This window comes from Lentiprolixibacter aurantiacus (assembly GCF_026241225.1).
GTDB lineage: Bacteria > Bacteroidota > Bacteroidia > Flavobacteriales > Flavobacteriaceae > Lentiprolixibacter > Lentiprolixibacter aurantiacus.
In genome coordinates this window covers 250,738-270,413 of sequence record NZ_JAPFQP010000004.1, presented here as the reverse complement: position 1 = coordinate 270,413, position 19,676 = coordinate 250,738, and the positions used below count along the sequence as shown (strand labels likewise).

Here is a 19,676-nt window from a genome sequence, read left to right as displayed (position 1 = left end):
TTTATTATCAACAATTTAGTTAACAACCCGGTCAGCTATTTCGTTCAGCGCTTGCAGTATAATATCGCAGCCCTCATCAATTTCTTGAGCGGAAATGGTGAGGGGCGGACTGATTCTGACAGCCCTTGGTTCGAATAGCAACCAAAACAAGATAAGGCCATTGGCTGCGGCACGGAGCACTAGTTCATTGGCGGTATCGGCATTATCAAAGAGCAGGGCAAGCATTAGGCCTTTACCCCTTATTTCGTTGATCAAAGGGTGTTTCAGGCGCTTGCGAAACTGTTTTTCCTTGGTCAGCGTTGCTCCTATGAGGTTTCCGGAGGTAATTTCTTTCAACGTTGCCAGTGCCGCGGCGGCAATAACCGGATTTCCCCCAAAAGTGGTGATATGGCCCAATTTCGGTTGTTCACTCAGGGAACTCATCATTTTGCTGGAAGCACTAAATGCCCCAATAGGCAATCCCGAGGCCATGCCTTTTCCCATGACCAGAATATCCGGAACGCAATGGTATTGTTCAAAGGCAAATAAAGAGCCTGTTCTGCCAAACCCTGGTTGTATTTCATCCAAAATAAGGAGTGCTCCAACCTCATTGCACTTTTTCCGTACCTTTTGCAGGTAGTCTCCTTTAGGAAGAATAAACCCCGCTCCGCCCTGGATGGTTTCCAGTACAACGGCCGCAGTTTTTACGGTGATTTTCTCCAGCTCTTCCAACTTATTGAACGTAATATGCCTCACATCAGGAATTAAGGGTCTGAAAGGTCCTTTGCGTTCTTCGTAATCCATAAGGCTGAGGCTCCCCATGGTATTGCCGTGATAGGCATTGTGGGCGGCGATGATTTCAGATCTACCTGTGAACCTTCTTGCCAGTTTAAGGGCCCCTTCCATGGCTTCAGTACCGGAATTTACCAGATAGGTGGTTTCCAGTTGGGGAGGCAGATGATCCGCCAGTGCTTTACAGAGGTCCACTGCCGGTGCAAGCACATACTCCCCGTAAACCATTACGTGCAGGTAAGTCTCTGCCTGTTCCTGTATGGCCTGTACTACTTTCGGATGGCAATGCCCCAGGCTGTTTGCCGATACGCCGGCAACAAAATCAAGATGAGCACCTCCATTAGTGTCGTAGATATAGCTGCCTTTTGCATGGGCTATTTGCAAACCAAGGGGATGGGACGTGGTTTGGGCCTGATAAGCAAGGAAATCGTCTTTCATGTCCTTCATTGCTCCCTTTCATTCTTTGGGTCTGATGTGGGGATTGCCTTAACCGGACCTTCTGAGGTTCGGGAAGGGTCCTCCGGCAGTTCTTCCTCACTTTCCGTATCTATAGGATTATTAACTCCCTGGATAACGGGAAGTACCAGGTTCCGGTCGTCTTCATCAAAAATGTCGTCCTTGGTCCGGATCCTTTCGTCGCCCCGCCAGATAAAGCCCCTTAACTTCCTGCTGTTTTCCGGTAATTCGCTTTCGGGGAAGATGTCTCCGTCCGGGTTTGTGAAAAAGGTTATTTCCTCAATGTCGTTGTTCGCCAGGGTCATCCTGATGGCGCTGCAGATGGTCTTGTTGATACCGATGAGTTCCTGCGCATCGTTGTACATATAATAAATAACCTCCGTGTTTTTAACCAGGTCTACCGTTCGCAGGGCATTTTCTTCAAATTTTCCAAACAGGTCCTTTCCTTTGGCCTGGTTATAGCCTTTCTTGCTGATACTGTCCAGTGAAATGACAAAGGCATTATTCATCACCTTGAGGGAATCCAATTTGTTGGTCTCCTTGTTGGAGATGAGGTGTATGCTGTCTCCGGTCATCTGGTTTTCCAGATTCCATAGAATGGGGTTCTTTATGAGCTGGGTGACCCCGTCTGCCTGGGTGTAATGTATGGAATCGCACTTTCCGCTCAGGTCTGTTTTGAAGAACTTGGCATTGCGAAAAGCCCGTAAAATGCGTTCTTCTGGTTTGCCGGTTACCATCAGGGTGTCCCCGTGGATATAAACTGAATCCTGCTCTACCAGGTTTATCGCAACAGGGCGCTTGGTTGCAAAAACGGAATCTCTGGCCTTAAAAACTTCAGCGTAATGGGCACGTATCACCCCTTTGTTTAGTGTGTCCGTAACCACAATGTTATTGGTGGCCGAGGCAAATTCTGTTCCCTTGTCAAAATATACACTGTCTCCTTCGATAATGCGGTTGTTGTAATCAATACGTGTATTTTTTACCCCATATCCCCTTTCAATTGTGGTGTTGTAAAAACCACGCTCGCTGTACATTTTATAGGTCTCACCGGTTATGGTAGACGGACCGTACATGTAGACATTCCTGGAATTGGTGTAGTAATCAAGCCGCTCTGATTCTACTGTATATTCGGGATTCCTGATAAAGACGCTATCCTGGAACTGGTATTTCTTTATATCCATAAAATACCGGCCTATCCTGCTGGTCAGGGTATTTGCGGAATCAACCACTTTCCCGCCCGTATTGTAATAGGCCTGCTGGGCTTCACGATTAAAGTAAAGTGTATCGGTAGTTAGTCTCATCTGGGCATTCCTTAGCACCACATTTTCACGGGCCTTTGCCAGCTTGGTGTTGCCGTCATAATCCAGCTTTTTGGCTACCATTTGCACCGAATCTCCCTGTTTCATGCGGATGTTTCCAATGGCCCGCAAGCGGTTTTCCTTTTGGTAAAATATAGCTACATCGCACCAGAGGTCGGCCCCTTCGTGTTCAAACTGAACCTGCCTTGTATCCTTGCTGAAGATTGAGGCTCCGGGATACCTGGCTTCATCCTTGGTGAAGTTGGCCCCGTAGACAATATTGATTTCCCTGCCCTTTTCAGGAACATCCTGCCCGTAAGACAAAGCAAGTGGTATCAGGAAAACTATAATGATAAAACAGTGCTTCAAACCGCTCATAATTTGTCCAAAAATAGGATTTTTTACAGGAGGGTTCTGTTCGTTAAGATAGATTTAATACCGTATATGCTATTGCTATCCCGGACGGGGACCGGTATTTACCGGTAAATGGTCTGCAATCGGTCTGGTCCAACCGATACTATTTTGATTGGCACCTCCAGCTTCTCTTCGAGAAAGGCAATGTATTCATTCAGTGTCTCCGGAAGTTCACCGGATGAGGTCAGGCCCGTGAGGTCTTTCTTCCATCCTGGCAGAGTAGTATATACAGGCCGTACATTTTCTTCTTCGATATTGAAAGGAAGATGTTCTATTTCCTTACCCTGGTATTTGTATGCGGTACACACTTTTATTTGTTTGAACCCGCTTAGAACATCGGCTTTCATCATCATCAATTCGGTCACCCCATTGATCTGCACAGCATATTTTAAAGCTACCAGGTCCAGCCAGCCACATCTGCGGGGCCTTCCCGTGGTAGCCCCAAATTCATTGCCTACTCGTCCCATGGTTGCTCCGTCTTCATCGAATAACTCCGTTGGGAACGGGCCGCTACCCACTCTGGTAGCATAGGCTTTAAAGATGCCGATGACATTTCCAATCCGTCCCGGAGCTACACCAAGTCCGGTACAGGCTCCCGCAGCAGTTGTATTGGAGGAGGTAACATAGGGGTAGGTGCCAAAATCAATATCGAGCATGGAACCCTGTGCTCCCTCCGCGAGGATCTTCTTTCCATCCTGCATAGCGTTGTGAAGGTATTCTTCACTGTCTATAAAATGAAGGGATTTAAGTGTTTTGATCGCATCAAAGAACTCCTCTTCCAGTTCTTCCAGGTTGTACTGGATATCCACATTGTAAAACCCGATCATAGCCTCATGCTTATCTGCCAGTGCCCTGTATTTAGATTTCCAGGTATCCAGCTCAAGATCGCCAACACGAAGGCCATTCCTGCCTGTCTTGTCCATATAGGTGGGTCCAATTCCTTTGAGGGTGGAGCCTATCTTGGCCTTTCCCTTGGAGGCTTCCGAAGCAGCATCCAGGAGCCTGTGAGTAGGCAATATAAGGTGCGCTTTCCTCGATATAAGGAGCTTTGCCTGTATGTCTATGTTGAACTGGGCAAGGTTATCCAGTTCTTTTTTGAATATCACCGGATCTATTACTACGCCGTTTCCCACTACATTTATGGCATTCTCATGGAAAATTCCGGAAGGTATGGTGTGAAGCACGTGTTTGATACCGTCAAATTCAAGGGTATGCCCTGCATTTGGCCCTCCCTGAAACCGGGCTATGATATCGTAGTTATTGGTTAATACGTCAACAATTTTTCCTTTGCCTTCGTCCCCCCACTGGAGGCCCAACAGTAAATCTACTGCCATGTGGTTTTATTGGTTTGTTGGTTCTTGATTAGCTTTTTTTCGGGTACCGTAAAAATAGAGCGAGTGATTATTGATTTCAATATCGAACACTTCTTCTATGGTTTTTTTGATAGACTCGATCCGGGGATCGCAGAACTCCACAACTTCTCCGGTATCGGTAAGGATAACGTGATCGTGTTGCCTGTCGAAATAGGATTTCTCGTACTGTGCCTGATTCTTCCCAAACTGATGTTTTCGAACCAGTTTGCATTCCAGAAGAAGTTCAATGGTATTGTAGAGGGTGGCTCTGCTTACACGATAGTTCTTATTCTTCATTTTGATGTAGAGGGACTCAATATCAAAATGGTCATCACTGTCGTAGATCTCCTGTAAAATGGCGTAACGCTCTGGTGTTTTGCGTTGCCCATTCTCCTCGAGGTAAGCCGTAAACACCTGTTTTACTATTTCCTGATCGTTTTTAGTGTCCATAGCCCTATGTTGCTGTCCAAACCGCAAAGGTACGGTTAAAAATAAAATTCTCTTGCCTCTGCCTGGTTACTTATAAACAGAGTTAACCCATCAAATGCGAACCACTTTGTCAATACCGTTTATCTGCTTGAGATTATTGATGAGTTTTTTCAGTATAGCGTTGTTCTTGACCACCAGAGTAATCTTGCCCGTAAAGGTTCCCCCATCTGCATTAAAATTGAGGTTTTTCATATTCACATGCATGTTATCTGAAATGATCTCGGTGATCTGATTCACTAATCCCATGTTGTCTATTCCTGTAAGTTTTATTTCCGAAGTGAACTCCTCCTGTGAGGAATCTATCCATTTGGCCGAAATGATTCTGTATGCGTAATTGGATTGCAGAGCAATGGCATTGGGGCAGTCTTTCTTATGAACTTTAATGCCTTCGTTTACGCTAATAAAGCCAAAAACAGTGTCTCCGGGGATTGGATTGCAGCATTTGGAAAGCTTGTATTCGAGCTTTTCCTCATCCCTCCCAAATACAAGCATGTCGTATTTGGCCGTAATTTCTTCACGATTGATGTCTTCCGGAAGCGGTTTCTTCCTGATCTTGTTTTTGAAGAAACTGATAAAGGCGTTGTTGTAGGAAGAAGCAAAATCCTTTATTTTCTGGTTGTCAATGGAGCCCACACCCACACGGTAAAACAGGTCCAGGCTTGTCTTTAATTTAAAATAAGACACCATCTTATTTACCACGTCCTCATTGAGGCTGACCTTTTGTGATTTCAGTTTCCTGCGCAGTATTTCCTTGCCTTCTTCTGCAATTAGCTTTTGCTCTTCCTTAAGTGAGGAGCGGATCTTTGAAATAGCCCTTGCGGTAGTGGCGTAATCCAGCCAGTTCTGATTGGGTTTGGCTGTTTCGGAGGTGATGATTTCAACCTGATCTCCGCTTTTAAGTTCGGTATTCAGCGGTACCAGTTTGCCGTTAACCTTGGCACCGCGCGTCCTCATACCTACTTCCGTATGGATGTGGAATGAAAAATCAAGAGGTGTGGCCCCTTTGGGAAGTGATTTCAGTTCTCCTTTGGGCGTAAATACGAATATCTCTTTTGCATATAAGTTTAATTTGAACTCCTCCACAAAATCAACAGCACTTCCATTGGAGTTCTCCAGGGCCTCCTGCAGGCGGTTCAGCCATTCCTCTATTCCCAGTTCTTTTTGTTCGCCGTGTTTGTACTTAAAGTGTGCGGCGTAGCCTTTTTCGGCTATTTCATGCATGCGCTCACTTCTGATCTGCACTTCCACCCACTTGCCTTCCGGTCCCATTACGGTGATATGGAGCGCTTCATAACCCGTAGATTTTGGAGAAGAAATCCAGTCGCGTAACCTCACAGGGTTAGGGGTGAAGTGGTCCGTTACTATGGAGTAGATTTTCCAGGCCAGGAACTTCTCGTTTTCGGGATCCGACTGATAGATGATCCGAATGGCAAATTTGTCGTAGATCTCATCGTAGCTCACATTCTGGGTAATCATCTTCTTTCGGATGGAATAGATGGATTTCATGCGACCTTTGATGGTGTAATCCAGCTTTTCCTTGTCCAGAGACTTTTTGATCACCTTGGAGAAATCCTCAATGTATTTTTGTTGTTCTTCCTTGGTTTGCTCAATACGCTCCGCAATGTCGTTGTATACATCGGGCTCGGTATATTTCAAGCTAAGGTCTTCCAGTTCTGTCTTGATATTATACAGGCCTATCCTATGAGCCAGGGGGGCGTAGATGTAAAGCGTTTCAGATGCCATCTTAACCTGCTTGTGCTCCGGCATAGCATCCATGGTAAGCATGTTGTGATACCGATCTGCTATTTTGATGATAATTACCCTTACGTCGTCATGCAGGGTTAACAGCATCTTCCTGAAGTTTTCGGCCTGCTGGGAAATATTCCGGTCTTTTTTTAAGTGGGCAATCTTGGTTAGTCCATCAACGATACGCGCCACTGTTTCCCCGAACATACGTTCTATATCGTCCAGGGTGTACTCGGTATCTTCCACAACATCATGAAGCAGGGCGGAGGCAATTGAAATGGCATCCAGGCCAATTTCCGAGGCCACTATCTTGGCTACGGCAATGGGGTGGAAAATATAGGCTTCTCCCGAACGCCTTCGCTGGTCTTTGTGCGCATCTACGGCGACATCGAAAGCAGAGCGTATAAGTCGCTTATCTGCTGCGCTAAGTGTCTGGTAGCTAATGCGCAGCAGTTCCTTGTATTGTTTGGCAATTTCCCTGTTTTCCTTCTCTATCAGTGTCTCCGTCCGCATAAATTAAAATTACCACAAACTTTTGTAGTAACCAACAAAAATCATGCCCTTAGATTACGTATGCGGTCTTGCAGGGTTGGGTGGGAGTAGTGCATGAAGACATAGGCCGGATGGGGCGTGAGGTTGCTAAGGCTTTTTCCCGATAGCTTTTTCAGGGAGGAGATCAGGGGTTGGGGAGCAAAGGTGCTTTTGGCAAAATCATCGGCCTGGTATTCGAATTTACGGGAAAGGAGGTTCATCAGAAGACCGGTAATCTGGGAAATGGGGCTATACAGCAAGCCAAAACCAATCAGGGCCGCATGAAAACTCGGGGTCTCTACTCCAATGGCAGCAGATACCTCGGGATTGTTGATAAACAGGGAAAGAATAAACAGGGTTAGCCCGGTTATCAGTATGGAGGCCAGCAGGTTGTAAATAATATGCTGCTTTTTGTAATGGCCTACCTCGTGAGCAAGCACAGACACAATCTCATCCTCTTCCAGGTCCTCTATCAATGTATCGTACAAGGTAATGCGCTTGGTCTTTCCAAAACCTGAGAAATAAGCGTTGGCTTTTGTAGAGCGCTTGGAACCGTCTATTACAAAAATGTGCTGCAATTCAAAGCCTACTTTTCTCGCATATGACTGGATCTTGTCTCGCAGGGAACCATCTTCAAGAGGGGTTTGTTTATTGAAGAGGGGTACGATCAACCTGGTGTAGAAAAGGTTGATAAATACGGTAAATACGGTTATCACAACCCATGCGTAGATCCAGAAATCGGATCCCACTTTGGTAAAGAACCAGATAACAATGGCCAGCATGCCCCCGCCCAGTAATGCCCCCATGAGCCATCCTTTGAGCTTATCGGTAATGAATAGCTTTCTGGTGGTCTTGTTGAAACCAAATTTTTCTTCAATCACAAAGGTCTGGTAGTAGGCAAATGGCGTGCTTATAATATCACTTCCGATAAAGATCATGCCAAAAAACAACAGGGCAAGCCCTATAGGATGCTCTGTAATACCCCTGGCCAGGGTGTCGATCCAATCAAAACCTCCGAAAATCAAAAATGCAATGGTAACCCCCAGGGAAACGATACCGGAAATCAAACCAAACTTGAAATTGGCCTGCTTGTATTCCTGTGATCTGCGATACTCATCCTGCTCAAACACATCCCTGAGCTCTTCCGGAACCGGGTCTTTGAATTTCCGGGCATTCAACAGGTCGAGTACAGTTTCAATGGCAAATTGCAACAGCAAAATGCCGATGATTACATAGAAGAGTACAGATGTATTCATATGGGTTACTGGTCTTATTTGGCAGCTAATCGAAATTTCGCTGCCTGAGGGCCTCAAAGATAAGTATTGCTGCGGATACCGACAGGTTCATGGAGTCTATCTGTCCCTTCATGGGTATGATGACGCTGGCATCAGACTCACTGATCCATCGATCGGTCAGGCCTGTGGCTTCCGTGCCTACCGCAATGGCTACTGGTCCGGTATAATCCAGCTCGCTGTACAGTTGACTGGCCGTTAGGGCGGCCGAGTACAATGAAATTTCCTTCTCTTTTAAAAACTGAAGTACTTCATCACTACTATCCACCGCAATATTTACGGTAAAGAGGCAGCCTACACTGGAACGTATGATATTCGGATTGTAGAGGTCACTTTTGGGATCGGCCAGAATTACCGCATCCAGGTCAGCTGCATCTGCAGTGCGTAAGAGGGCCCCGAGATTCCCAGGTTTTTCCGGTGACTGCGCAATAAGTATAAGGGGATTCCTGCGATGGAATTCCAAGTCCTGCAATTTATGCGATTTGGCTTTGGCAAGAGCCAGCATACCTTCGGTCTTTTCCCGGTAAGCTACGCGCCTATAGACCTCGCGGGATAATTCTATGGCTTCTATATCGGCGGCTACCGAAGGGAACAGGTTAGCCAATTCCTCAAGCGAAATAATATCAGCACAGAAAAAGACTTTTGTGATTTCATACCCTCCTCTCAGGGCCAGTTGCAGTTCCCTTTGCCCTTCCAGAATAAAAAGACCGGTTTTATCCCTGCCCCTTTTTTTCTCCTTGAGCTGCAGTATCTGGCGGACTAACGGGTTTTGAAGACTGGAGATATGTTTTCCCTGGCGCATAGAAGCAAAAATAGGAAATACTTACCCATTTGGCCTTTTAGTTGGCCATGACAGGATTATCCAAATGATAGTTGACAATAAGGGAAACTACCTGATTGTAGCTTTTAATCCCCTTTTTTTGTTTGTTGGCTTTTAAGAAGGTGTTGAATGCCGATTTAAAAATGGGTTCTAAAGGGTTTTCGTACTGCTTCCAGAAATCGGTTACCTCCTGGTAATTCGCTTTCACCCCTGGGTTGATTTGCAACCTTAGCTCTTCCCATGCCTCTTTATCCCTGAGTCTCAGATCGCGGAGGCAATAACCAAGGGCGTAGGCATAGGCAGAATACTGGAAATAAATATTCTTGTTCCTAAGCGTTGCGAGGTAACCAATAAAACTTACTTCATTTTCTGCCGAATAACCCAGCTGGTGACCAATTTCATGTCCCGCAACCACGGGGTACCTGAATTTAGGCAGCTTGCCATTTACCTGGGCCTCATGTGTAAAGGGGTTAAGGTATCCCCCATAACCCATATAAGAAAGGCCAATGCTCAACAGGGATCGCTTCACGCTTGGACGGGAATATCCAAGAGCCGGGTATTCTTGCTGAAGTGCATCATATCCCGCCAGGGTCATATCAAATACTTCGGATTTTGAAAATGGGAAGGAAACAGGGATACTGTCTGAATCTGTGATCTGTTCCTGTAGACTATTAGTGGCACCTACCAATTGCAGGGATATCGCATAAAGGTCCTTAACCTCATAAGTTTTTTCCAGTTTGAGGTATTGATGGAGGGGCTGTCGGAAATAATTCAATCCCCAGGAAAAGTAGAACGTAAAATGAACTACCGCAAGAACCATTGCAATGTCTCTTAATAAAATTACAGGCCTGCCTTTGTAGATAGTCCATGAGCTGTATAGGTAGCGGATTGCAAGTACAAAGAACAGGGTGTAGAGGATGTCGCCTACAGAAAAGGGTATCCATCCCAGCAAGGTTCTGAAAAACCCGGAGATCACCGGGAATATCCCCAGACTGTAATACTGCTCTATCCATTCCGGGAAAAGGGCCAGGACCCTCACTAAAATAACCTGAGGTATAAGCGAAAGGGCAATGCCATTTATCCATCGGTTCTTCATAGACTTCAAAATTAGGGAAATCTCTCGCTTGGTTATCTTCCATGCCTTATTTTTGGACTAAAATTTACAGTATGAACACAGTCGTTAGAAAGCTTGCTCCACAAGCTGTCTGGAATAACTTTTCCGACCTCAATGCAGTACCCAGGCCATCCAAGAAAGAAGAACGGGTAATTGCCTTTATGATGGATTTTGGCCAGGGCCTTGGTTTGGAAACTTTCAGGGATGAAGTTGGAAATGTGATTATCAGGAAACCCGCTACCAGCGGAATGGAGAATCGTAAAGTGGTAACCCTGCAATCTCATTTGGACATGGTTCATCAGAAAAACACGGACACTAAGTTCGATTTTGACAGTGAGGGGATTGTAATGGAAGTTGATGGCGACTGGGTCAGGGCTAAGGGCACCACCCTGGGTGCGGATAACGGTATGGGTGTTGCCGCTATTATGAGTTTATTGCAGGCTGACAGTATTCCACACCCTCCGCTTGAGGCACTTTTTACGATTGATGAAGAAACCGGAATGACCGGTGCAAAAGGATTACAGCCGGGAGTGCTGAAAGGTGAAATCCTGCTCAACTTGGATACCGAGGAAGATGATGAAATTGATATAGGATGTGCCGGAGGTATAGACATTACTGCCCGGGCTGCTTACTCCGAAAATCCTGTAGCAGAGGGAGGCGTTGCCTATAGCATAAAGGTCAGGGGTTTGAATGGTGGTCATAGTGGTATGGATATCCACAAGGGATTGGGCAATGCCAATAAAATTATGAACAGGTTGTTGTCCAACGCTTTGTATAATTTTAATGTACAATTGGCTGAAATCAATGGAGGCGGATTGCGCAATGCAATCCCCCGGGAGAGCACAGCTATTGTAGTTATTGATAAAACAGAGGAAGGGGAATTCAGGAACCATTTTAAGGAATGGACAGCTGCTATCAAAAGTGAGCTGATGCTCCCCGAACCCGACCTCGTGATTGCGCTAGAACAAACCAGTTTGCCCGAAAAAGTTATGGAGCAAGAGGCCTTTGGGCTTCTGGTAAAAGCCGTTTATGCAGCGCATAACGGGGTGTATCGCATGAGTCCGGCCATTGCCGACCTGGTTGAAACTTCCAACAATATTGCCAATGTCACTGTACAGGACGGGAAATTGAAAATAGGTTGCCTGACACGTTCAGCTGTGGAATCATCCAAAATGGACCTGGCCATGGCGCTAAAGAGTTCATTTGCACTTGCGGGTTATGAGGTTTCCTTCAGCGGCAGTTACCCCGGTTGGAGTCCAAACCCCGATTCTGAAATACTGGAAGTGCTTAAACAGCGCTATGAAGTCCTTTTTAAATCCAAACCCAAAGTAGTGGCATGCCATGCAGGACTGGAATGCGGGATTTTAGGCCAACACTATCCGGAAATGGATATGATTAGTTTTGGCCCTACTATATTAGGGGCTCATTCCCCGGATGAAAGGGTAAGCATCCCGTCAGTACAGAAATTCTGGAAGTTTTTACAGGAGATATTGCTACATATTCCTGAAAAGGGATAAAAAAGAAGGCCGGGTTAAAGGCCGGCCTTCTCTTTATTCTGCCATATCAATGATCTCAAGATCAAAAATGAGATCTGCATTGGGAGGTATTGGTCCGCCCCCCTGAGGACCATATCCCAGGTAGGAGGGGATGAATAATCGTACTTTATCACCCACTTTCATGGTTAACAACCCTTCTTTGAAGCCCGCGATCAGGCGGGAATCAGGGCTGTAATCCATTGGAGAGGGAGAAAAGTCTCCCCGGTGCATACGGTTGATCTGATCAAATTTTCCAAACTGCTCGGCAACCTCAGCAACACTTGTGTCGAAAAGTGTACCATCGCTAAGCCATCCCGCATAATTCACCAGTACTTGTTGCCCAACATTTGGCTTTTCTCCAGATCCTTTTTTCAGTACGTGAATCTTCAAACCTGAGGGCAACGCCTCGGCAGCTTCCTTCTGGGCCGTTGTTTCGGATACAAAATCCGCTATCCTTTTTTTCATGGCTGCCTCTCTGGCTTCTTCCTCTGCAAAATAGTCCGTCATGACCTGAACAGCATCGAACTTGCGAGCCTCTTTACCATTGCGGACAATTACAACAGCATTCATGGTTACATCAGACACAGGCCTGTTTCCATCCCCAACTTCCACATTGGCAATGGAATCTACTACATCCAGCCCCTGTACTACCTCTCCAAATACGGTGTGCTTACCATCCAGCCATGGGGTTTCTTTATGTGTAATGAAAAACTGGCTGCCATTAGTCTTCTCCCCTCCGGAATTGGCCATTGATAGAATACCCTTGCGGCTGTGACGTAGGGAGTCCACGATTTCATTCCTGAAGCGGTAGCCCGGGTTGCCACTCCCGGTGGCGGTAGGGTCGCCACCCTGTATCATGAAGTCTTTGATAACGCGATGAAAGATAACCCCGTCGAAAAATTTCTTGTCTTTGTAGTTTTCACTGACAAAAGGATTGTTGCCCTCTGCCAGGGAAACAAAATTAGCCACCGTTACTGGTGTTTTTTCATGTTCAAGTTTCAGGATGATATTGCCCTTGTTGGTCTGGATGTCCGCAAAAAGGCCGTCTCCAAGTTCGGGGTACTGGCTGCTTTTACATCCGATTGCGATTAGTATCAGGGCAAACAGCCCCATTACGTTGCTTAACTTTTTCATAGGTTTACTCTTCGTTATTTTCTGATTGTTTTTCTACTTTGAGAATTTGAATGGTAGATTTTATGGGGACATTAGTCCCAATGCGTTCCTTGTCGCCAGGGTAACCAAAAGCCATGGGTGAGGTGAACAGAAAGGTTGCCCTTTCATTTTCCCTCAGCAACTTTACACTGTTTCTCAGGCCAGGGAAAAGCTCCTGCTTATCTACTTTATATTGAATAATTCCGATCTCCTGTTGGGAGTATATTGTGTCATTTTCAAGGCTGACAATATCGTAGGTAAGGGTAACCAGGTCGTCCGGTTCGGCGAGCAGTCCCGACTCATTTTGGTCCAGGTAAAAATACCAGGAACCCTCCCCTGAGGTGTTGTACACATGGGTAGTGTCTGCCGCGATTATGGTTCGGATCAGCCCTTCTTCCCTTTCCAGTAATTTTTTGCTTCGGGCAGCAGATTCTTTTAAAAAACTATTCCCCGAAGCTTTGATGGGTTTCCGTGGTTCCGGTTGTCCACAGGCAACCATACCCAGCAGGGGAACTAATAAAAGCAGCTTTTTCATTTTGCTAATTCAGATTTATACTGGTCCAATAACGCAACAAAACGACTTGTAGTCTCTTCCATGCTCAATTCACTCTTACCTCCTGCAGCATTGGTATGCCCTCCACCCTGAAAATGAGCCCGCGCGAACTCATTTACCGAAAATTCACCTTCCGATCGGAAAGAAATCTTGATAATGCCTTCATCCCGGTTTTCAATAAAGATTACAGCAAAGCGAATGTTTTCAAGCGTTAGACCGTAGTTCACAAAGCCCTCGGTATCACCCTTGCGAAAATGGTTAGCATCCAGTTCATCCTGGCTCAGGGTTATATATGCCGTGTTATATTCGGGAAGAATGACCATATTATTGAGTGCACAACCCAGCAGATGCAGTCTGTCCGGGGTGTTGGTGTCGAATATCCGGTTGTGGATTTCACTGTTGCTGGCACCTTTATCGATAAGGTCGGCTACCACGCGATGGGTCCTGCTGGTGGTTGATGCGAATTTAAATGATCCGGTATCCGTAAGAATGCCCGCGTACAGGCAGTTAGCGATGTCTGCATTTATTATTTCCCTATCCCCGAGAGCCTCAATAAAATTGTAAACCATTTCGGCAGTGGAGCTCATGCTGACATCGGAATAGGTAATGCTGGCATAGTCATGAGGTGCCTGGTGATGATCTATCATCACTATTGGAGCAGATACCTTTTGAAGTGATTTTTCCACCGCACCACTCCTGCTTAGGTCATTGAAATCCAGGGTGAAGACAACTGTAGCTTCCAGGATTACTTTTTCAGCATTAGACTGATCCCATTCGTAAATCAGGATTTCCTGGGTTCCTGGAATCCATTTGAGGAATTTAGGGAAGTCATTGGGAACTATTACCCTTGCCTCATGGCCCTTTAACTGCAAATAATGGCATAGCCCAAGGGAAGAGCCGATGGCGTCTCCATCTGGATTTTTATGGGGAACAATAGCTATTTTTTGTGGTCTGGAAAGAAGCTGCTGAACGGATTGAGCCTGCGTCAAATTCATGCGCTCAAAGATACAATTTAATAATATAGGGGTAGTGATATAAGCTGTATTTTTGTGGTAACCACTAACTGTAATTATGAGATACTATCTTATTATCCTATTGCTTTCGGTTTTTGTAATCAGTTGCAAAACCACTGTTGGCCCCTCAGGTGCGATTGAGCCGAAGAAAGAATTAAACATAGCCTTTGGTTCCTGCAACAAGCACGACCTTGATAATCTTTTATGGGACGATATCCTGGATCTCGAACCTGATTTATGGATCTGGGGCGGAGACAACATTTATGCAGATACTGATAATATGCAGCTACTGAGGGAAATGTATGAGGCCCAAAATAAAGTGCCTGTATATAACAGGTTGCGAAAGAAGGTTAAGATGCTGGGTACCTGGGACGATCATGATTACGGTCTGAATGACGGGGGGGTGGAGTTTGAGGCTAAAGCAGAAAGCCAACAGGTATTCCTGGATTTCCTCAACGTTTCCAGGGATGATCCAAGGAGAACACGGGAAGGGGTGTATCACAGTTTTGATTACAAAGGCCGGGGCGGAAGTGTGAGAATCCTCGTCCTGGATACACGTTATTTCAGATCACCTCTGATCAAGGATACAATCACCCAGAAGAGATACACCCCTGACCTTTCCGGTCGGGGAACCATTCTTGGCGAACAGCAATGGAAATGGTTGGAAGAGCAGTTGCAAACTTCAAAGGCCGATTTTAATCTGATCGTTAGCAGTATACAATTCCTTTCCGGGGAACACGGTTTTGAATGCTGGGCTAATTTCCCGAATGAGGTCTCCCGTATGGAACAATTGATTTCCGGTTCCGGTGCTAAAGGTGTGATTTTCTTATCAGGAGACCGCCATATTTCTGAATTCTCCAGAAAGGATGTACCCGGGCTTTCCTATCCCCTGGTGGATTTTACAAGCAGTGGCCTCACGCATGCCTATCGTGGGTTTACGGGAGAACCCAACGCTTACAGGGTAGGAGAAGTTGTTTCAACCGAGAGCTTTGGATGGTTGCGCCTTAACCTGGAAACAGGTGAAGTGCATATGCAAATGCGGGGAGACGGGGGTCAAATTCTTCAGGATTTAAAGCAGCAGTATTAATGTTGTGGGTTGGGCCAATAAAGTGTACTTTTGCCGAAAATTTTTAAAATGGCAGGAAACAGAACGTTTACGATGATCAAACCTGATGCCGTGGAGAACGGATATATTGGTGCTATTCTTGAGAAGATCACTTCAGCAGGGTTTAAAATCGTAGCAATGAAGTATACACAGCTTAGCAAGAGAGATGCGCAGGAGTTCTATGCAATTCACAAGGAACGCCCTTTCTTTAACGAGCTGGTTGCTTTTATGACCAGGGGTCCGATTGTGTCGGCTATTCTGGAAAAAGAAAATGCAGTTGAGGATTTCAGGGCGCTGATCGGGGCTACCAATCCACAGGAAGCTGCAGAAGGTACCATAAGGAAACTATACGCCAAGGACATAGGTGAAAATGCTGTTCATGGTTCGGACAGCGATGAAAACGCAGCTATTGAAGGCGCTTTTCATTTTTCCGGCAGGGAAATCTACTAAAATATAAAATCGGCCCATCCGGGCCGATTTTTTTTAACGCAATATCAATTTCTGGATAACTTCTCTTCCCAGGTCCTCATTCAGCATGGCTATAATTCTGGAGGTACCAAGGCTTAATTCTTCACGAAGCACGGAAGAAGACAGGTTAACATAAAGAATATCGTTTCTCAGGGTTACTGACTTGGTGTAGTGATTTACGCCATTACCCAAAACCCTTTCCCAGGCTTCCTTTACGTTTACCTGGTCTATTCCACTTTGCAGTTTGTTTGAGGAGATGAATTCCTGTAATGCCTCCCCCAGGGATTGCTGGTTTTTGTGTTTGGCCATATTTAGTTCATTTCTAGAGGTTCATAGCGTTTATAGTGGTAGGTAACCCCATCTTCACTCAGTACCTGAAAATGGTCTGTAGTAATCTCCACCAACGTCTCTTCCCAGTGGTTATCTGCGTTGGAATATCTCATGATCAGCCTGTTTTTTACTGATATTACGGTAAACTGTTCCGCATCATCCGAAGTATTGAAAGTGCCATCAAATTGAGGTTGCATTTTCTTTCGAAAGCCCTGCTGGCCCTTGATCTCAATGAAATCAATAGAGGTGTTAACCTCATAAGTTTTATTACTTCCGTCGGGAAAGACTACCTTCTCAATTTCCCAGTACCCATTCAATTGGGGAAGTGCGCCGGGATCTACCCTGGAACCACATCCGAGTAGCAAGCAAACTGTGAATACGCAGTACCAGACTTTCATATTACAATTTAAATATTTTGTAGGATTGATGAATAGCCCGGACAACATTTTCAGTACGCTCGGGATGGGTGTCGCTTATGAAGATCTGTCCAAAATTCTCATCTTTTACCAGCGTTATGATGTGTTCAACCCTGTTTTCATCAAGTTTGTCAAAGATATCGTCCAGTAATAATATCGGGGTGGTCTTTTCCTGCTTTTTAATCAGGTGGAACTGGGCAAATTTCAGGGAGATGAGGTAGGATTTCTGTTGTCCCTGACTGCCAAATTTTTTAATTGGATGGTTTGAAATTTCAAAAAGCAAATCATCCTTGTGTATACCTACACTGGTGTATTGCAGGGCACGATCGCGATTAATATTTTGACGCAACTCATCAATTAGCTCACCCTCGTGGAGGGTGCTATTGTATCTAAGGTTAACCGGTTCATTCCCGGCTGATATAGCCTGATATTGTTCTCTGAAAAGGGGTACAAAGGCCTCCAGAAATGCTAGTCGCTCTTTGTATATGGTAGTACCCAAAAGGTCCAGTTGCTGATCGTACACGCCCAGTGTCTCACCGTCAAAAGTATTGTTCAGGGCAAAGAATTTAAGAAGGGAATTGCGTTGTGCCAGTACCTTATTGTAACGTATCAGGGCCCTTAGATATTCCGGGTTCGATTGAGAAATTACCCCATCCATGAATTTCCTTCTTGTTTCGCTTCCCTCCAGTATCAGGTCGCGGTCTGCCGGAGATATCATAACCAGGGGTAAAAGCCCGATATGGTCGGACAGGCGATCGTACATCTTCCCATTGCGTTTGATCATCTTTTTGCCCCCTCTTTTGAGGCTGCAAACAATTTTTTCTTCACGCCCGTTCTTTTCAAATGTTCCTTCGAGCAGGAAAAAATCCTTCCCGTGGGTTATGTTTTGTGAAGCAATAGGATTGAAATAGCTTTTACCCAAAGTGAGGTGGTAAATCGAATCGAGTATGTTGGTCTTTCCAATGCCGTTATTGCCAACAAAACAATTGATTTTATTGTCGAACTCGAATTCCCGGGAATCAAAATTCTTGTAGTTAACTAGTGATAATTGCTTTAAATGCACCTTGGGTATTCAATTTTAGGGTCTGCCAGAGACGTAAAATATTCAAAATTAAGGAATAATTACCCTTTAGATTTTGGATAAAAACTTTATTTTTGCGCGACCAAATACGAATAAGATGGCAACATACAAGAAAAGGGGATACAAACCTAAAAATAAGGCCGAGGAGAGGGAAATGGATGTTAAAGGCAGCGCTACGGCGGAGGTTTTCAGTACCCTTGACGAGAGTGCTTCCAGATCGGAACAATGGGTTTCCAAAAACCAGAACTATATTTTGGGAACAATTGCTGCCATTGCCGTTGTGGTACTGGGTTACCTGGCGTACAACCAGTTTATTCTGGAACCGAAGTCGGTTGAGGCGAACAATGAATTGTATTATCCTCAGCAATATTTTGAGCAGGCCCAGCAAAACCCGGAAATCAGGGATTCACTGTTCCTGCTGGCACTGAACGGTGGTGAAGGAAAATACGGTCTGCTGGATATCATCGATGAATACAAAGGCACAAAGGCTGCAAATATTGCTACCTATGCCGCAGGGATGTCTTATCTTAATCTTCAGCAATACGATAAGGCAATTGATTACCTGGAGCAGTATTCACCAGATGAGGAGATAACCGGTGCTTTAGCCATTGGAGGGATTGGGGACGCTTTTATGCAACTGGGACAACCTTCTGATGCCCTGGGTTATTATGAAAAAGCGCTTGACTTTGACGATAATGAATTTACTACCCCTAGATATCTGTATAAGTCAGGTATAACAGCTATGGAGTTAGAGGACTTCAGCAAGGCGCTCAAGTATTTCCAGAGAATCAAGGACGATTATCCCACTTCAAGTGAGGCGGCTACCATCGACGCTCTTATCGGTATGGCAAAAAGGGGCAGCTGATGGCCACCAAAGGAAAGAACCTTTCGGAATACGATAAGTCAGGACTTCCCCCGGCGAACCATTTGAGGATTGGCCTCGTTGTGTCTGAATGGAACCCGGAGATCACAGAAAATCTTTACAAAGGCGCCTACCAGACCCTTGTTGATTGTGGTGTTCATGAAGATCGGATAATCCGGTGGGATGTACCTGGTAGTTTTGAGCTCACTTTCGGGTGCAAGAAAATGATAGAATCCCTGGATCTTGATGCGGTTATAGCCATAGGCAGTGTTATAAGGGGTGAAACCAAACATTTTGATTTTGTCGCCGGAGCAACAGCTCAGGGTATCAAGGACCTTAATGTAAAGTATAATACACCTACCATTTTCTGTGTCCTGACAGACGACACCTTGCAGCAGGCAATTGATCGCAGTGGAGGTGTACACGGAAATAAGGGAGCGGAAGCTGCTATTGTAGCCATTAAGATGGCCTCTTTGTCCTAGAAACAGACTGTTTTTTAACCTTCACAAGGATGCAATTGCCCATTAACAAATTTTGGGAAGTAGGCTTCTTCACTTCCTGCGAATTTAAGTACCTTTGATTTGCTCAGGTTATGGGAAGGTTTTCAAGGTTGCGAAAGAATAAGAAGTTTGATTATAACCCCCGTTATTACGATAAAGGGGAGGGTAATCCTTTTAAGATTGAACGCAAACTGGACAAGTTCCGCACCACGTACAATACCTCAGGGGGAATAAAGGGCAAATTCCGCAGGGCTATGGAAGACCGCAGGCGTAGAGGAGATCCCAACCTCAGATTGAGGATGCTTATCATAATAGCAATATTGGTACTGATATTCCTTTTCATAATCGATTTTGATCTATCAATATTTTTCTAATCGT

Annotated in this window: 20 protein-coding genes; 6 read left to right on the top strand and 14 right to left on the bottom strand. The window is 45.3% G+C overall.

Annotated features, from left to right (window positions below; genetic code table 11):
* Positions 1-15: 15 nt before the first annotated feature.
* The 8 genes from OO016_RS12540 to OO016_RS12505 all read right to left on the bottom strand — a co-directional run bounded on the left by OO016_RS12540 (position 16) and on the right by OO016_RS12505 (position 10,265).
* Positions 16-1,209 carry an aspartate aminotransferase family protein gene (locus OO016_RS12540; protein ID WP_266015501.1) on the bottom strand — a complete coding sequence of 398 codons (1,194 nt, stop codon included), beginning with the start codon at positions 1,207-1,209 and terminating at the stop codon, positions 16-18.
* A gap of 5 nt (positions 1,210-1,214) precedes the next feature.
* Positions 1,215-2,903 carry an OstA-like protein gene (locus tag OO016_RS12535; protein WP_266014565.1) on the bottom strand — a complete coding sequence of 563 codons (1,689 nt, stop codon included), beginning with the start codon at positions 2,901-2,903 and terminating at the stop codon, positions 1,215-1,217.
* Positions 2,904-3,001: 98 nt separating this feature from the next.
* Positions 3,002-4,273: an adenylosuccinate synthase gene (locus tag OO016_RS12530; RefSeq protein ID WP_266014562.1), complete on the bottom strand. Its 1,272-nt coding sequence runs from the start codon at positions 4,271-4,273 to the stop codon at positions 3,002-3,004.
* 6 nt (positions 4,274-4,279) lie between these two features.
* On the bottom strand, positions 4,280-4,741 hold the full coding sequence (locus OO016_RS12525; RefSeq protein ID WP_266014560.1) for a Fur family transcriptional regulator: 462 nt from the start codon (positions 4,739-4,741) through the stop codon (positions 4,280-4,282).
* Positions 4,742-4,831: 90 nt separating this feature from the next.
* Positions 4,832-7,039 (bottom strand): RelA/SpoT family protein, encoded by a 2,208-nt coding sequence (locus OO016_RS12520; RefSeq protein WP_266014557.1) that lies wholly within the window; start codon positions 7,037-7,039, stop codon positions 4,832-4,834.
* Positions 7,040-7,080: 41 nt separating this feature from the next.
* Positions 7,081-8,313, bottom strand: a complete 1,233-nt coding sequence (locus OO016_RS12515; protein ID WP_266014554.1) for a M48 family metallopeptidase — start codon at positions 8,311-8,313, stop codon at positions 7,081-7,083.
* 25 nt (positions 8,314-8,338) lie between these two features.
* Positions 8,339-9,151 (bottom strand): TrmH family RNA methyltransferase, encoded by an 813-nt coding sequence (locus OO016_RS12510; protein WP_266014551.1) that lies wholly within the window; start codon positions 9,149-9,151, stop codon positions 8,339-8,341.
* Positions 9,152-9,188: 37 nt separating this feature from the next.
* Complete coding sequence (locus OO016_RS12505) at positions 9,189-10,265, bottom strand: DUF3810 domain-containing protein (RefSeq protein WP_266014548.1); 1,077 nt, start codon at positions 10,263-10,265, stop codon at positions 9,189-9,191.
* 71 nt (positions 10,266-10,336) lie between these two features.
* On the opposite strand from OO016_RS12505, the gene OO016_RS12500 reads away from it, so the two are divergent.
* The gene (locus OO016_RS12500) at positions 10,337-11,800 is read left to right on the top strand and encodes an aminoacyl-histidine dipeptidase (RefSeq protein ID WP_266014545.1); all 1,464 of its coding nucleotides are present in this window, start codon (positions 10,337-10,339) and stop codon (positions 11,798-11,800) included.
* A 33-nt stretch (positions 11,801-11,833) separates the two neighbouring features.
* Here OO016_RS12500 and OO016_RS12495 read toward each other — a convergent pair whose 3' ends face one another.
* From OO016_RS12495 to OO016_RS12485, 3 genes are read right to left on the bottom strand one after another with little or no spacing between them, the layout of a single operon-like run.
* The gene (locus tag OO016_RS12495; RefSeq protein WP_266014542.1) at positions 11,834-12,952 is read right to left on the bottom strand and encodes a peptidylprolyl isomerase; all 1,119 of its coding nucleotides are present in this window, start codon (positions 12,950-12,952) and stop codon (positions 11,834-11,836) included.
* Positions 12,953-12,956: 4 nt separating this feature from the next.
* Positions 12,957-13,505, bottom strand: coding sequence for a gliding motility-associated peptidyl-prolyl isomerase GldI (gene gldI / locus OO016_RS12490; protein ID WP_266014538.1), 549 nt, complete (start codon positions 13,503-13,505; stop codon positions 12,957-12,959).
* Positions 13,502-14,518: a DHH family phosphoesterase gene (locus OO016_RS12485; RefSeq protein WP_266014535.1), complete on the bottom strand. Its 1,017-nt coding sequence runs from the start codon at positions 14,516-14,518 to the stop codon at positions 13,502-13,504. The genes gldI and OO016_RS12485 overlap by 4 nt, the downstream gene beginning before the upstream one ends.
* Positions 14,519-14,594: 76 nt before the next feature.
* Between OO016_RS12485 and OO016_RS12480 the strand changes: the two genes are divergently transcribed.
* Both OO016_RS12480 and OO016_RS12475 read left to right on the top strand, forming a co-directional pair.
* Positions 14,595-15,623 carry an alkaline phosphatase D family protein gene (locus tag OO016_RS12480; protein ID WP_266014532.1) on the top strand — a complete coding sequence of 343 codons (1,029 nt, stop codon included), beginning with the start codon at positions 14,595-14,597 and terminating at the stop codon, positions 15,621-15,623.
* Positions 15,624-15,671: 48 nt separating this feature from the next.
* Positions 15,672-16,091, top strand: coding sequence for a nucleoside-diphosphate kinase (locus OO016_RS12475; protein ID WP_266014529.1), 420 nt, complete (start codon positions 15,672-15,674; stop codon positions 16,089-16,091).
* 33 nt (positions 16,092-16,124) lie between these two features.
* Here OO016_RS12475 and OO016_RS12470 read toward each other — a convergent pair whose 3' ends face one another.
* The 3 genes from OO016_RS12470 to recF are packed head-to-tail and all read right to left on the bottom strand — an operon-like array spanning position 16,125 to position 17,918.
* Entirely contained in the window at positions 16,125-16,418 is a 294-nt protein-coding gene (locus OO016_RS12470) for a DciA family protein (RefSeq protein ID WP_266014527.1), read from the bottom strand.
* Positions 16,419-16,420: 2 nt separating this feature from the next.
* Positions 16,421-16,837, bottom strand: coding sequence for a lipocalin family protein (locus OO016_RS12465; protein ID WP_266014526.1), 417 nt, complete (start codon positions 16,835-16,837; stop codon positions 16,421-16,423).
* Position 16,838: 1 nt separating this feature from the next.
* Positions 16,839-17,918: a DNA replication/repair protein RecF gene (recF, locus tag OO016_RS12460; protein WP_266014524.1), complete on the bottom strand. Its 1,080-nt coding sequence runs from the start codon at positions 17,916-17,918 to the stop codon at positions 16,839-16,841.
* Positions 17,919-18,033: 115 nt separating this feature from the next.
* Here recF and OO016_RS12455 point away from each other — a divergent pair, with 115 nt between their 5' ends.
* The 3 genes from OO016_RS12455 (at position 18,034) to OO016_RS12445 (ending at position 19,672) form a co-directional block, all read left to right on the top strand.
* On the top strand, positions 18,034-18,801 hold the full coding sequence (locus tag OO016_RS12455) for a tetratricopeptide repeat protein (RefSeq protein ID WP_266014522.1): 768 nt from the start codon (positions 18,034-18,036) through the stop codon (positions 18,799-18,801).
* A complete protein-coding gene (ribH, locus tag OO016_RS12450; protein WP_266014520.1) occupies positions 18,801-19,280 on the top strand; it encodes a 6,7-dimethyl-8-ribityllumazine synthase in 480 nt (159 codons plus the stop codon). Before OO016_RS12455 ends, ribH begins: the two co-directional genes overlap by 1 nt.
* A 110-nt stretch (positions 19,281-19,390) precedes the next feature.
* Positions 19,391-19,672 carry a riboflavin synthase subunit beta gene (locus OO016_RS12445; RefSeq protein ID WP_266014518.1) on the top strand — a complete coding sequence of 94 codons (282 nt, stop codon included), beginning with the start codon at positions 19,391-19,393 and terminating at the stop codon, positions 19,670-19,672.
* Positions 19,673-19,676 lie beyond the last annotated feature (4 nt).

What these genes read in the sequence shown, in the direction of transcription:
- OO016_RS12540 (WP_266015501.1), bottom strand. Translation starts at nt 1,209, where the DNA reads ATGAAAGACGATTTCCTTGCTTATCAGGCCCAAACCACGTCCCATCCC.
- OO016_RS12535 (WP_266014565.1), bottom strand. Translation starts at nt 2,903, where the DNA reads ATGAGCGGTTTGAAGCACTGTTTTATCATTATAGTTTTCCTGATACCA.
- OO016_RS12530 (WP_266014562.1), bottom strand. Translation starts at nt 4,273, where the DNA reads ATGGCAGTAGATTTACTGTTGGGCCTCCAGTGGGGGGACGAAGGCAAA.
- OO016_RS12525 (WP_266014560.1), bottom strand. Translation starts at nt 4,741, where the DNA reads ATGGACACTAAAAACGATCAGGAAATAGTAAAACAGGTGTTTACGGCT.
- OO016_RS12520 (WP_266014557.1), bottom strand. Translation starts at nt 7,039, where the DNA reads ATGCGGACGGAGACACTGATAGAGAAGGAAAACAGGGAAATTGCCAAA.
- OO016_RS12515 (WP_266014554.1), bottom strand. Translation starts at nt 8,313, where the DNA reads ATGAATACATCTGTACTCTTCTATGTAATCATCGGCATTTTGCTGTTG.
- OO016_RS12510 (WP_266014551.1), bottom strand. Translation starts at nt 9,151, where the DNA reads ATGCGCCAGGGAAAACATATCTCCAGTCTTCAAAACCCGTTAGTCCGC.
- OO016_RS12505 (WP_266014548.1), bottom strand. Translation starts at nt 10,265, where the DNA reads ATGAAGAACCGATGGATAAATGGCATTGCCCTTTCGCTTATACCTCAG.
- OO016_RS12500 (WP_266014545.1), top strand. Translation starts at nt 10,337, where the DNA reads ATGAACACAGTCGTTAGAAAGCTTGCTCCACAAGCTGTCTGGAATAAC.
- OO016_RS12495 (WP_266014542.1), bottom strand. Translation starts at nt 12,952, where the DNA reads ATGAAAAAGTTAAGCAACGTAATGGGGCTGTTTGCCCTGATACTAATC.
- gldI (WP_266014538.1), bottom strand. Translation starts at nt 13,505, where the DNA reads ATGAAAAAGCTGCTTTTATTAGTTCCCCTGCTGGGTATGGTTGCCTGT.
- OO016_RS12485 (WP_266014535.1), bottom strand. Translation starts at nt 14,518, where the DNA reads ATGAATTTGACGCAGGCTCAATCCGTTCAGCAGCTTCTTTCCAGACCA.
- OO016_RS12480 (WP_266014532.1), top strand. Translation starts at nt 14,595, where the DNA reads ATGAGATACTATCTTATTATCCTATTGCTTTCGGTTTTTGTAATCAGT.
- OO016_RS12475 (WP_266014529.1), top strand. Translation starts at nt 15,672, where the DNA reads ATGGCAGGAAACAGAACGTTTACGATGATCAAACCTGATGCCGTGGAG.
- OO016_RS12470 (WP_266014527.1), bottom strand. Translation starts at nt 16,418, where the DNA reads ATGGCCAAACACAAAAACCAGCAATCCCTGGGGGAGGCATTACAGGAA.
- OO016_RS12465 (WP_266014526.1), bottom strand. Translation starts at nt 16,837, where the DNA reads ATGAAAGTCTGGTACTGCGTATTCACAGTTTGCTTGCTACTCGGATGT.
- OO016_RS12455 (WP_266014522.1), top strand. Translation starts at nt 18,034, where the DNA reads ATGGCAACATACAAGAAAAGGGGATACAAACCTAAAAATAAGGCCGAG.
- ribH (WP_266014520.1), top strand. Translation starts at nt 18,801, where the DNA reads ATGGCCACCAAAGGAAAGAACCTTTCGGAATACGATAAGTCAGGACTT.
- OO016_RS12445 (WP_266014518.1), top strand. Translation starts at nt 19,391, where the DNA reads ATGGGAAGGTTTTCAAGGTTGCGAAAGAATAAGAAGTTTGATTATAAC.